At 61.9% G+C, this 13,547-nt stretch carries 8 protein-coding genes; 7 read left to right on the plus strand and 1 reads right to left on the minus strand.

The genetic code is table 11. From position 1 onward, the window contains the following. Nucleotides 1-436 precede the first annotated feature (436 nt). From C7446_RS09790 to C7446_RS09820, 7 genes are all read left to right on the plus strand, one after another. Nucleotides 437-2,239: a thiamine pyrophosphate-requiring protein gene (locus tag C7446_RS09790; RefSeq protein WP_121172924.1), complete on the plus strand. Its 1,803-nt coding sequence runs from the start codon at nt 437-439 to the stop codon at nt 2,237-2,239. Nucleotides 2,240-2,254: 15 nt separating this feature from the next. Next, nucleotides 2,255-3,355, plus strand: a complete 1,101-nt coding sequence (locus C7446_RS09795; RefSeq protein ID WP_121172925.1) for an enolase C-terminal domain-like protein — start codon at nt 2,255-2,257, stop codon at nt 3,353-3,355. Nucleotides 3,356-3,455: 100 nt separating this feature from the next. Beyond that, a complete protein-coding gene (locus tag C7446_RS09800; protein WP_170150051.1) occupies nt 3,456-6,542 on the plus strand; it encodes an FAD-binding and (Fe-S)-binding domain-containing protein in 3,087 nt (1,028 codons plus the stop codon). A gap of 34 nt (nt 6,543-6,576) precedes the next feature. Then, a complete protein-coding gene (locus C7446_RS09805) occupies nt 6,577-7,539 on the plus strand; it encodes a PfkB family carbohydrate kinase (protein ID WP_121172927.1) in 963 nt (320 codons plus the stop codon). 22 nt (nt 7,540-7,561) lie between these two features. Beyond that, entirely contained in the window at nt 7,562-9,973 is a 2,412-nt protein-coding gene (locus C7446_RS09810; protein WP_211327931.1) for a glycoside hydrolase family 65 protein, read from the plus strand. A gap of 27 nt (nt 9,974-10,000) precedes the next feature. Further along, nucleotides 10,001-11,029 (plus strand): SDR family oxidoreductase, encoded by a 1,029-nt coding sequence (locus C7446_RS09815; RefSeq protein ID WP_121172929.1) that lies wholly within the window; start codon nt 10,001-10,003, stop codon nt 11,027-11,029. Nucleotides 11,030-11,123: 94 nt separating this feature from the next. Then, nucleotides 11,124-11,963, plus strand: coding sequence for an HAD-IIA family hydrolase (locus C7446_RS09820; protein ID WP_245977792.1), 840 nt, complete (start codon nt 11,124-11,126; stop codon nt 11,961-11,963). 634 nt (nt 11,964-12,597) lie between these two features. Here C7446_RS09820 and C7446_RS09825 read toward each other — a convergent pair. Continuing rightward, nucleotides 12,598-13,341 (minus strand): Crp/Fnr family transcriptional regulator, encoded by a 744-nt coding sequence (locus C7446_RS09825; RefSeq protein ID WP_121172931.1) that lies wholly within the window; start codon nt 13,339-13,341, stop codon nt 12,598-12,600. Between the last annotated feature and the right edge of the window lie 206 nt (nt 13,342-13,547).

Here is a 13,547-nt window from a genome sequence, read left to right on the forward strand (position 1 = left end):
CGTCCTGGCTGAAAGTTCGGTGTCGATGCGGCTGCAGGGCTTCGATAGTGAAGCAGCTGTATAGCAACACCACGAGGCGATTCGCTGCCCGGTTCGAAACGGGAAACGCCCTTTGGACCCCTTTCACCCTTCGAATTCCCTTGTAACCGGTACGATGCAGACGATACACCGGCTGCGAGACATCATTTACCTAACGATACATGAAGCCACCAGGATGATTCGAAAGGCCATTCTTTCTCAACCATCGAGCCGCGCACAGTGGTTGAATTTTTTTCATTTCATGTTTTCCGGAACCATCATCTTAAATTGATTTTAAGCTAGGCTCGCGTGCAATGAACACCCGAGCAGCCACACTCACACACGGCAATCTTCGCATCAGCACAGGGCCATCGCTGCCCTGCACATGACTATCGTGACCCTGCATGGAGGCAACGGCATGAGTGACACGGAAAACGTCAGTGACTTTCTGCTCAATCGACTATCGCAATGGGGCATTCATCGCATCTACGGCTATGCCGGTGATGGCATCAACGACATCATGGGGGCACTGGATCGAGCCGGTGATCGCTTTGATTTCATTCAGACCCGTCATGAGGAAATGGCAGCCTTCATGGCCACTGCGCATGCCAAGTTTACCGATGAAGTCGGCGTATGCATGGCAACTTCCGGCCCGGGCGCGATCCATCTGCTCAATGGTCTTTACGATGCCAAGAAGGACCATCGCCCGGTGGTCGCCATCATCGGTCAGCAGGCCCGCTCGGCACTGGGCGGCGACTATCAGCAGGAAGTCGATCTGACGGCGCTTTACAAGGATGTCGCCAACGAGTACGTCCACCGCGCCAATACGCCGGCTCAGGTACGCCATCTGATCGATCGCTGCTTTCGCATTGCGATGTCGGCCCGTACGGTAACGGCGCTGATCATTCCCAACGATCTGCAGACCCAGCCGGCGGTGGAAACGCCCGCGCATGCCCACGGCACGGTGCACTCCGGCGTGGGGACGCCGACACCCTATACGGTGCCTCAGCAGGAGGATCTCAAGCGCGCCGCCCAGGTACTCAACGAAGGACAGCGCGTGGGTATTCTGGTCGGTGCCGGCGCGCTGCATGCCACTGATGAAGTAATGCAGCTGGCCGATGTACTGGGCGCCGGAGTTGCCAAGGCACTGCTGGGTCGAGCCGCGCTGCCCGATGATCTACCGTACGTGACCGGCTCGATCGGCCTGCTGGGCACCAATCCCAGCTGGGAGATGATGGCCAATTGCGACACCCTGTTGATGATTGGTTCGACCTTCCCGTACTCGGAATTTCTGCCCGAGGAAGGCCAGGCCCGCGGGGTGCAGATCGATATCGACGGTCGCATGCTGAGCATGCGCTACCCCATGGAGGTCAATCTGGTCGGCGACAGCGCCGCCACCATCCGCGAGCTGCTGCCGTATCTCGAACGCAAGCAGGATCGCAGCTGGCGCGAACACATCGAACACAGCGTCAGCCGCTGGTGGGAGGTGCTCGAGGAGCGCGCCATGGCCGATGCCGATCCGGTCAATCCGCAGCGCGTCTTTTGGGAACTGTCGCCAAAGCTGCCCGATAACTGCATTCTCACCAGCGACTCCGGCTCGGCGGCCAACTGGTACGCCCGTGATCTCAAGCTGCGCCGCGGCATGATGGCCTCGCTGTCGGGTGGTCTGGCCACCATGGGCAACGGCGTGCCCTACGCCATCGCTGCCAAGTTCGCCTATCCCGATCGGCCGGTAATTGCGCTGGTCGGCGACGGCGCCATGCAGATGGCCGGCAACGCCGAGCTGATCACTATCGCCAATTTCTGGAAGCGCTGGGATGATCCGCGGCTGGTGATCATGGTGCTCAACAACCAGGACCTGAACCAGGTGACCTGGGAGATGCGCGCCCAGGTGGGCGATCCCAAGTATCCCGGCTCGCAGGATCTGCCGGACTTCCCCTACGCCCAGTACGCCGAGCTGCTGGGGTTGCAGGGCATTCGCGTCGACGAACCCGATGCCCTTGCCGACGCCTGGGAGCGGGCGCTGAATGCCGATCGGCCCACGGTACTGGAGGTAATCACCGACCCGAACGTGCCGCCGATTCCGCCACACATCAAACGCGCCCAGGCCAAAGCCTACATGTCGGCGCTGATTCACGGTGATCCGGACTCGATGGGCATCGTCAAGGAGTCGTTCCGGCAGTTCTCCAACAGTATCGTGCCGAAGCTTCGCGGTCACTGAAGGGAGTACGGCGACATGAGCCGGACACACGTACCCGTCGAGGACGTGGCGGTCAGTGCCTATACGATTCCCACCGACGAGCCGGAATCCGATGGCACCCTGGCGTGGGACTCGACCACCATGGTGCTGGTCGAGCTCACCGCCGGGGGCTGCACCGGGCTGGGTTACACCTATGGGGACCCGGCCTGCGCCACCCTGATCCGCGACAAGCTCGCCGCTATCGTGCGCGGTCGCAACGCAATGGCCCAGCGCGAATGCTGGCTGAAGATGGTCGAGGCGATTCGCAATCTCGGTCGCCCGGGGATCTGCTCGATGGCGATCGCCGCGGTCGATATCGCCCTGTGGGACCTCAAGGCCCGACTGCTGAAAGTCCCCCTGGTCACACTGCTGGGCGCCCTCCGTGAATCGGTGCCGATCTATGGCAGCGGCGGCTTCACCTCCTGTTCGCTGGATCGGCTGCGCGAGCAGCTGGGCGGCTGGGTAGCCGCCGATATCCCGCGGGTAAAGATGAAGATCGGCCGGCATCCCGATCAGGATCCGGAGCGCATTCGCGAGGCCCGCGATGCGATTGGCCCGGATGCCGAGCTCTACGTCGACGCCAATGGCGCCTACACGCGCAAGCAGGCACTGGCCATGGCGGAGCGGGAGTTCGTCACCCACGGGGTGAGCTGGTACGAGGAGCCGGTCTCCTCCGACGATCCGGAAGGATTGAAACTGCTGCGTGACCGCTGCCCCGGCGGCATCGAGATCTCCACCGGCGAATACGGCTACGACCTTCCGTACTTCCGTCATCTGCTCGAAGGGCAGAGGGTGGATGTGCTGCAGGCCGATGCCACTCGCTGCGGCGGGATTACCGGCTTTCTCGATGTCGCCGCACTGTGCGATGCGTGGAACATTCCGCTGTCATCGCACACCGCGCCGGCCGTTCATCTCCACCCGGGCTGCTGCGCCAAACAGGTTCGCCATCTGGAGTACTTTCACGACCACGCCCGGATCGAGTCGATGCTGTTCGAGGACAACATCGGCCCGGTCGAGGGGCGGCTGCGCCCCAATCTTGCCCGTCCCGGGCTGGGCCTGACGCTGCGTCGCGAGGAGGCCGAGCGCTACCGAATCTGACACTCCCGGATCGACCTGACCGCCGCGCCCTCAGCCAGGCGCGGCCAACCCGGGCGGTGTCCTCATCAGTCGATCATCACCACAATGCAAGGAGGCCATGGTGAGCGAAGTACAAGGCAGCGCGCCCAAGGAGCGCGTTTCGCATGACTACCAGGATCTGGCCGAGGAACTCGCCGCGAACATCGAGGGCGAAGCGCGTTTCGATGCCGGTTCGCGCGCCCTCTATGCCAACGACGCCTCGAACTATCGACAGCCGCCGATCGGCGTCACCCTGCCCCGCACCGTCGACGACATTCTCGCCATCCACCGCATCTGTCACGCCCGTGGCGTCCCCATCCTGTCTCGTGGCGCAGGCACCAGCCTCTCCGGCGAGACGGTCAATCACGCCGTGGTCATCGATCACTCCAGGTATCTCGATCACGTGGTCAGCATCGATGCCGACCATCGGCTGGTCACGGTGGAAGGCGGTACCGTCAACGACAAGGTCAATCAGGCGCTGGCGCCCTGGAACCTGCTTTTCCCGCCCGACCCCTCCACCCACGAGTGGTGCACCATCGGCGGCAACGTCGGCAACAACTCCTGCGGCGTGCACTCGGTTCAGGCCCAGTTCTACGGCCACGGCCCGCGCACCTGCGATAACGTGCATTCGCTCGACATCGTCACCTACGACGGTGTGCGCATGACGCTGAAGGATCACTACAGCGAGGAGGAGATTGAGCAGGTCATTCAGGCCGGCGGGCGTCAGGGCGAAATCTTTGCGAAGCTGCGCGATCTGCGCGACCGCTACGCCGATCGCATCCGCGAGCGTTTCCCGAAGATCGAGCACATGCCGCGGCGCGTGTCGGGCTATAACCTCGACAATCTGCTGCCGGAGAACGGGTTCAACCTCGCTGCTGCGCTGTGCGGCACCGAGGGCACCTGCGCCACCCTGCTGCATGCGACCCTCAAACTGACCGAGAATGTCCACCATCGCACCCTGGTGGTGATCGGTTTCGAGGATGTCGGCGCCGCCGGCGACCATGTGCCGGCAATCATGAAGTCCAGACCGATCGCGCTGGAGGCGATCGACAAGCTGCTGTTCGACGATGAGAAACAGCAGCACATGCACGAGGAAGAACTCCAGCGGCTGCCGGATGGCAACGCCTACCTGATGGTCGAGTTCGGCGGCCGCGACAGGGAAGACACCCACCGCCAGGCCAATGCCCTGCTCGATGAGATGCGGCGTGAAAAGGGCAAAAGCGCGCCGAAGGGCCATCAGATCGTCGATGACCCCACCCAGGCCGGCAAGATCTGGGCCGTGCGCAAGGCCGGACTGGGCGCTACCGCCTTTCCACCGCCGGATCAGGACTCGCACTGGCCCGGCTGGGAAGATTCCGCGGTCCCGCCGGATCAGGTCGGCGACTACGTGCGCGATCTGCACAAGCTCTATGACAAGTATGACTACAAGGGAGCGCTCTACGGCCACTTCGGCCAGGGCTGCATTCACTCGCGCATCAATTTCGACCTGCAGTCCGAGGAAGGCGCGCGCCAGTATCGCGCCTTTGCCGAGGAAGCTGCCGACCTGGTGACCGCCTACGGCGGCTCGCTCTCCGGTGAGCACGGCGATGGTCAGGCACGCGGTGAACTGCTGAATCGCATGTACGGCAATGAGCTGGTCGACGCCTTTCGCGAGTTCAAGGCGATCTGGGACCCGCAGTGGAAGATGAACCCCGGCAAGGTGGTCGATCCGTGGCGGATGGACGAAAACCTGCGCATGATCGAGTACAGCCCGCGCGAGCCGAGTACCCGGTTCGCCTTTCCGCAGGATCACCGCCACTTCTCCAACGTGGCGATGCGCTGCGTCGGCGTCGGCAAGTGCCGCAGCGATGACAGCGGCACCATGTGTCCGAGTTACATGGTCACCCACGAGGAGAAACACTCAACCCGCGGCCGCGCCCGGCTGCTGATGGAGATGATGCAGGGTGATGTCATCACCGACGGCTGGCAGTCGGAAGAGGTGCGCGAGTCGCTCGATCTCTGTCTGGCATGCAAGGGGTGCAAGAACGACTGTCCGGTCAACGTCGACATGGCGACCTACAAGGCCGAGTTCCTGTCGCACTACTACGAACAGCATCGCCGACCACGCAACCACTATATCTTCGGTTTCATTGATCGCTGGTCGCGGCTGGCCTCGAAACTGCCGGCAGTCACCAACTTCGTCACCCGCACCCCGGGATTGCGCCACCTGGTCAGGAAGGCCGCCAGCGTACCGCAGCAGCGCGCCATGCCGCAGTATGCGCCGGAGACCTTCAAGACGTGGTTTGCCAAACGCCCGCTGGTCAATCCCGAAGCCATGCCGGTGATGCTGTGGGCGGACACCTTCACCAACCACTTCTATCCCGACACTGCCCAAGCAGCGGTCGAGGTACTCGAGGACGCCGGCTACCAGGTGATCATTCCCTCCGAGGGGATCTGCTGCGGCCGACCGCTGTATGACTTCGGCCTGTTGGATAACGCCAAAGCCTATCTGCAGCGACTGATGACCCAGCTGGGCAACGTGATCGATGCCGAAATCCCCATCGTCGGGCTGGAACCCTCCTGTATTTCGGTGTTCCGCGACGAGCTCGCCAATCTCTTCCCCGACGATCCCCGGGCGCAGAAGCTCAGCCGCAACAGCCTGATGTTCAGCGAGTTTCTAATGGAGCGGGTCGACGACTACCAGCCGCCGAAGCTCGATCGCAAGGCGCTGGTGCATGGCCACTGCCACCACAAGTCCGCACTGCACATGCAGGCGGAAAACCGGCTGCTCGAGCGCATGGGGCTGGATTACGAGGTGCTCGATTCGGGCTGCTGCGGCATGGCCGGCTCGTTCGGCTTCGAGGAGGGCAAGTACGACGTCTCCATCGGCGCCGGTGAACGGGTGCTGTTGCCGCGGGTGCGCGAAGCCGACGATCAGACCCTGATCATTGCCAACGGCTTCAGCTGCCGCGAGCAGATCGAGCAGACCACACCGCGCAGTGCCCTGCACATCGCCGAGGTGATGCAGATGGCCCTGCACCAGCGGCCCGTCACCCATGAGCCGCCCGAACGCGAGATCACCCGCAACCGCGCCCGGGCCCAGAGTCGTGCCAATCAGCGCGCCGCGCTGGCCACCGGGGCGATCGCCGCCGGCGGTCTGCTACTCTGGAAACTGAGCCGCCGGAATTGACACTACAGGACAGGCAATGCAGGAGTAATCTCTCTTGAATGCGCGTACGCTACTGGCACTGGGCAGCGTAAATGCCGACTTTCAGGTTCGGATTGATGACACTCCGGGCAGCGCGGAAACCCTGCTCGCTCATGATCAGCGCCGACTATCGGGCGGCAAGGCCTCCAATGCAGCCTATATAGGCTGCACCTTCGGCTGCCGCTCCGTATTGCTGGCCTGTGTTGGCGACGATGATCTGGCTACTCATGCGTTGTCACCCCTGCACCGAGCCGGAGTGGATATCAGCCGGGTTGCACGTGCCGAAGGTGAATCGACCGGCGTTTCGATGATCATGGTGCCTCCGACGGGTAAAAAACAGATCGTGCTGGCAACCAATGCCAACGATCACTGGCCCGAGGAGTCGATCCAGGCATTACAGGACGAAATCGGCCGAACACCGCTCCCCGCTCTGCTGTCAGTCAATTACGAAGTACCTGCTGATGTGGTCCATCAGGCCATTGTCATGGCGCATCACCATAACATTCCCATCGTGCTTGACCCCTCCTTTCCCGAGCGGGTCGAGCAGGCGCTGCTCGATCGAATTACCGCCATTACTCCCAATGTTGCCGAGGCCAAGGCACTGACCGGGATCGAGGTTGATGGCCCGGAAACAGCCGCCAGGGCGGCGCGCCGACTACTGGATGCCGGGGTTGGAATGGCCTGCGTCAAGCTGGCCGATGGCGGTTGCGTGCTGGGAACAGGCACAACCCTCTCGCTGATTCCGTCCTGCGATGCCGAGGTTGTCGATACCACCGGTGCCGGGGATGCTTTCACCGGAGTGCTGGCCGTTGCCCTGCTGGAAGGTTGCGAACCCCTGACAGCTGCGAGCCGCGCGGTCGCCGCCGCCAGCCTGGCAGTGACCGCCTATGGCTCGCAGCCCTCCTATCCGGCCCGTGAGTGCATCGAAAAGAGGGTGCCGACACTGTTGCAACATGCAAGGGCGCTGGATGAGCGGTAACCGTGCCCCTTCCCGAGAGATCGTGTTTGATACCCATGATCCCACCGATGAGCGACGCCGCGAAGCCTTGCTGACGCTTGGCAATGGTTGTCTGTCCTTGCGTGCCAGCGCCCCGGAGGCAGCTTCAACGGTAGAACATGGACAGGAACACTATGCGGGCTTCTATCGGGCTGGCTGGTACGACCAGGCACCGCGTATAGTCAACGGTCAAACCGTATCACTGGCAGCGCTGGTCAATCTGCCCAACCCCTTTGCATTGAGTTTTGCCGTCGGAAACGAAGAGTGGTTCAACCTGGCAAACAGCGAGCTGCTCGATTACCACCAGGCGCTTTCACTGGAAAACGGGCTGCTCTCCCGCGAGCTGACCATCAGATCGCCGGGCGGCTGGAAGTTGCAACTTGTCGAGACGCGACTGGTCAGCATGGCATCGCCCCAGGTGGGGGCGCTACGCTGGTGCCTGTGCCCACTGGGGTGGGAGGGTCAGCTTCGTCTTCGTTCGGTACTCGATGCCGGTGTTCACAACGCGGCGATCACACGCCAGGCCGATTATGAAGGGCCGCGTCTGCGGCGTGTCGTGGCGCACCACAATACGGCGGGAGAAGCTGCTGTAGGTGCGCAACTATATGATCCCGGACAGCGAGTAACGGTAGCAGCGCACTCCCGACTCGGGAGCGCTCACGGCGTTATTCGACCCGAGTGGCATAGCGTGTGGGACGGCACGCGAGTGGTGCAGGAAACCGAGATCCCGGTGTCGGATGGCCAGTCGGTAACGCTCGACAGGATTGCCGCAGTACACGTCGATGACGAGATTTCCACTGGCCCCCGAGACCCACAGGGTCTGCACTACGCCATGGCCAGTCACCACGAGACGCCGGGATTCGACACGCTGATGGCAGCCCATGTCCGGGCATGGCAGCATTTGTGGGCACAGATGCCGCTCACGGCGATGTCACTCTCGCCATCTCAGGCGCTGCATCTGCATCGCTTTCACCTGCTACAGACGCTGTCACCACACAGCGTGACGCAGGATCTCGGTTTTCCTCCACGAGGCTGGCAGGAAGGTTATTTCGGCCAGGTCTTCTGGGACGAACTGTTTGCCTTTCCCTTTCTGGCCAGCCACTTCCCCGCGATCGCCCGGAGCCTGCTGCATTATCGTCACCGCCGGCTGGAGACGGCACGTGCTCGGGCACGGCGTGCCGGATACCGGGGCGCCATGTTTCCATGGCGCAGCGCGCGCAGCGGCGAGGAAGAGACGCCGCCCTTCCAGTTCAACCCTCTGACCAGAAGCTGGAAATCGGACCACTCCTTTCTTCAGCGCCATATCGGTACAGCCATCGCCTACAACGCCTGGCATTACTGGCAGGCCACCGGTGACCGAACCATGCTGGCCGGCGAAGGAGGCGAACTGCTGCTGGAAATCGCCCGCTTCTGGGCCAGCATGGCGCAGTATGACGACTCGCTGCAGCGTTATGTCATTCGCGGGGTACTGGGCCCGGATGAATACCACGACGCCTACCCCGGCCGCGAAACCCCCGGTTTCGATAACAACGCCTATACCAATGTCATGGCGGTCTGGACGCTGAGTCAGGCCTGCGACGTCATGGACCAGCTTCTGCCCGAAGAAGCAGCGGCGCTATGTGATCGACTGACCATTACACCGGATGAGCTGACGCACTGGGACCACGTAAGTCGTCACATGTACATCCCCTTCATCGGCACCGAGGTAATCAGTCAGTTCGAAGGCTTCGAGAAGCTGGCATCACCGCCGGCAATGGTATTCAGCACCGACCATCCACGCGCCGATTGGTGGCTGGCTTCACAAGGCAGAAGCGTGGATGAATATCAGCTTACCAAGCAGGCCGATGTACTGATGCTGCTGTATCTGTTGTCACCGGATGGTTTGCAGGCTTTACTCGCGCGGCTCGGCTATACGTTTGACAGCAGGGCATGCCGGCACACTACGGACTACTACATGGCCCGCATCACCCATGAGTCGAGCCTGTCACGGGTAGTCTGTGCCGGCGCGCTGATCCAGCTCGATCCGCAAACTTCATGGCACTTCTTCTGCCAGAGTCTGCATACCGATCTCCAGGCCCCGGGCAATCTCGGCACGCGGGAAGGCGTTCATCTGGGTGCCATGGCCGGCACCCTTGATGTATTACAGCGGCACTATCTGGGGATCAACCCCGCCGAAGACGGGTTGCATGTAACTCCGACGCCACCGCCCGAACTGGGCGATGTATCCATGACGATGACCTATCATGGCAACCACCTGATGCTGGCGCTGACGAAAGACGAACTGCACCTGACCGCCAGCACGGACAGCGACGGCGTTATCCCGGTGATTCACAGCAAGGGCATCTCACAACTACACCCGGGGGAAACATGCTGCATAGCGGTGGAAGTGAAGCACGCCGGCCATGAGCAGCAGTAATCCCGGGAGATGAGGCAAGGAGTCCCCATGACAGTCAGCAAACAACAGGAAATTGTCGTCATCACCGGCGCCGGCGCCGGACTGGGGCGCGCCACGGCGCGCGAATTTGCCCGCCGCGGCGCCCATCTCGGATTGATTTCACGCGATGAAACGCGCCTGGCGGTGGTGAAGAGCGAAGCCGAAGCACTGGGCGCCCGCGTCGTCACCGTGGCCACCGATGTCGCCGAGGCCGCGCAGATCGAAGCGGCGGCCGATCGCATCGAGAACGAGCTCGGCCCCATCGATATCTGGGTCAATGATGCCATGACCACCGTGTTCTCGCCGCTGCATGCAATGAGTGCCGAGGAGTTCAAGCGGGTCACCGAAGTCACCTATCTGGGCAACGTCAACGGCGCCATGGCCGCCCTCAAGCGCATGCGTCCGCGCGATCACGGCACCATCGTTCAGGTCGGATCAGCACTCGCCTACCGCCCGGTTCCCCTGCAGACGGCCTACTGCGGTGCCAAGCACGCCATCAAGGGGTATACCGAAGGATTGCGCTGCGAACTGCTCAACGAGGGCAGTCGGGTGCATGTCACCATCGTCGAAATGCCGGGCCTCAATACACCCCAGTTCGACTGGTGCCGCAGTCATCTCTCTCATCGCGCCCGCCCGGTGGCACCGGTCTATCAGCCGGAGGTCGGCGCCCGGGCGATCTACTGGGCCGCGCACCATCGCCGCCGTCAGCTCTACGTAGGCATCCCCTCGGTGCTGACCATCTGGGGCAACAAGATCGCTCCCGGGCTGATGGATCGCTATCTCGCCCGCAATGCCGTCAGCGGTCAGCAGACCGCCGCGCCGGAAGATCCTGACCGCGCCGACAATCTGTGGCAGCCGGTCGCCGGCGACAAGGGCGCGCACGGCCGCTTCAATCACGAAGCACACGCCAGCAGTGCCCAGCTGTGGGCCACCACCCATCGACGTGAAATCGGTCTGGTTGCCGGTGCGGCAGTGGTACTGGGCGCAGTGCTGGGCGGCGCCGGTCGGGCGCGTCGCCGACGGCTGACACGCCGCTGAGCCGGCGGGCCGGTCAGCCATTCGTTCATCGCCGGAAGACAGTGTGCAGCATGCACGGTTATGCTGAAGGCCACTTCCGACAGGAGCGCGCACAGTGAGAGAACGAGACGTTGATTGCTGGCTGACCGACATGGACGGCGTGCTGGTTCACGAGAACAAGGCGCTGCCCGGGGCTGCGGAACTGATCGAGCAGTGGCGCAGCCAGAGCAAGCCCTTTCTGGTGCTGACCAACAACTCCATCTATACCCCGCGCGATCTCAGCGCCCGGCTGGGCCGCAGCGGTCTCGAGGTCCCCGAGGACAGCATCTGGACCTCGGCGCTGGCCACCGCCACCTTCCTGCGCGATCAGTCGCCCAATGGCTCGGCCTTCGTGATCGGCGAGGCCGGCATTACCACCGCCATGCACGAAGCCGGCTTCGTGATGACCGACGTGGCACCGGATTTCGTGGTGCTCGGCGAGACCCGCACCTACTCCTTCGAGGCGATTACCCGGGCGATCCGGCTGATCAATGACGGCGCGCGCTTCATTGCCACCAACCCCGATGTCACCAGTCCCAGCGCCGATGGCCCGCTGCCGGCCACCGGGGCCGTGGCAGCGCTGATCACCAGTGCCACCCGGCGTGAGCCCTATGTGATCGGCAAGCCCAACCCGATGATGTTCCGTTCGGCCATGAACCGGCTGGGCGCGCACTCCGAGCGCACCGGCATGATCGGTGATCGCATGGATACCGACGTGGTGGCCGGCATCGAGGCGGGGCTGCATACCGTGCTGGTGCTCTCCGGCATTGCCGATCGCGCCGAGGTCGAGCGCTATCCCTTCCGGCCCAAGGAGATTCTCGATTCGGTGGCCGACCTGCTCGATGAGCCTGCCAGCGGCAACAGCCGCAAATCGAATTCGAAGGAAGCCAAAAACACACGGAAAAGCGAGCAGTAACCACTCGGCCTGCGGGCCTCGCCGCAAGCGGGGTCCGGCACCCTCCTCTACGGGATTACCCGGACAGCCGGGATACCGGCATGGTTATCCCGCTTCCCCTGAGCGCACTGTGAATGATTTTTGATACCGGGATGACGATTTGCGGTCACGGAAGTTCACGAACAGGCGGGATTCTGCCAGGATGATACTACCCTGCGCTCGGCGCCCTGGGACCCTCGAGGGGTAACAGGCAAGATGCAGCGGCCGAACGCTCCCGGACCTGACCGTCAGAAGCGCTGGCCGCTGCGAGGGTTTTGCATCATCCTGACGCATGGACTTCCTGTCCGACGTACTTCCCTGTACGCCACTGCACGGCCTCCTGCCGTGGTTTCTGACGCACTTCCTGTGCGTTCTCAACTCCTGTTGAAGAGCAGCCTTCCCTGCTGCTCCATGGCGTCCCTGCCATGAATTCTAACGATAACGCAGAAACACCTCTCTATAACTAAACAATGTTATAACTGGGAATGAAGTTTTTTCATGGCGAACACCATTTCCAAATCAAACCTTTCTTCTTATATGAAAGGATTAATACTAATACGTGCTTAATGCCTAAAAAGGTCAATTAATGTTATTAAGTGTAAACAAGTCTATGGGATTAAATTCCTCCCAAAAGGTCTGACATCCTTTCCGAGCGCTCCAGATGAAGATAGAGAGGATCGAAGTCGGCAAATTCCGTCAGCCCCTGCCAGTCATGAACGCTCAGCGTGCGCCCGCGCAGAGTGAGCAGGCCCTCCCGGCGCAGTTTCTGCAGCACCCGATTGGTGTGCACCGTGCTCAACCCCATGGCGTCACTCAACTCATCCTGGGTCAGGGGCAGTTCCATGCAGTGATTCTCCGTCAGCCCGGCTACTCTGGCACGCACCAGCAATTCGCAGAAAAGATGCGCCAATCGCTGATCGGCCGGGCGATGGCCCTCGTTGACCAGCCATTCCCGCAGGGTGGCCTCATCCACCAGCGTGGACCAGAACAGTGCCCGGGTAAGCTCGGGGTGATGAGCATAGATATGATCCAGCGCCTGACGCGGAATCCCCGCCACGTGGGCCCTGGTCAGGATGCCGATGGAGTGATCCATGCGATTCAGCAGGGTGATGTGAATGTCACAGAGGTCACCCGGCATCAGATAGGCCATGATGTGGCGCTGGCCATCGGCGAGCAGCTTGTAGCGGCACGCCCAGCCGTCGATCATCAGATGGACATGCTCCGGCCGCTCCCCCTCGCTGATGACATCTTCACCCCTGTCCATCCGGACAGGTGGGGTCAGGGCCTGTTGCAATACCCTTCGATCCTCATCAGCAAGTGGCTGGAAGTTTTCCAGCCGGCATAGCAGGGTTTCGATCATGTGCGCTCCCCGGGTGTTTTAATACAACATGGCGATAGCCACCGGACTCCCCGAGCTCCGACTCAACAAGCTGCAGTGGAACCTCAGCAGTTCCTTTGCACACAGTGATATGACCGAAAAATATATATGGCAGCAGAATGGCCTGAAGCTTTATCTCCCTGCTGATTCGGATAAATGAGTTTTCACATTAACATTTATTACCAGGA

It is taken from the genome of Kushneria sinocarnis, assembly GCF_003633775.1.
Lineage (GTDB): Bacteria > Pseudomonadota > Gammaproteobacteria > Pseudomonadales > Halomonadaceae > Kushneria > Kushneria sinocarnis.

Excerpts from the sequence above, each read along its gene's own strand:
- C7446_RS09790 (WP_121172924.1), top strand. The coding sequence starts at position 437 with ATGAGTGACACGGAAAACGTCAGTGACTTTCTGCTCAATCGACTATCG.
- C7446_RS09795 (WP_121172925.1), top strand. The coding sequence starts at position 2,255 with ATGAGCCGGACACACGTACCCGTCGAGGACGTGGCGGTCAGTGCCTAT.
- C7446_RS09815 (WP_121172929.1), top strand. The coding sequence starts at position 10,001 with ATGACAGTCAGCAAACAACAGGAAATTGTCGTCATCACCGGCGCCGGC.
- C7446_RS09825 (WP_121172931.1), bottom strand. The coding sequence starts at position 13,341 with ATGATCGAAACCCTGCTATGCCGGCTGGAAAACTTCCAGCCACTTGCT.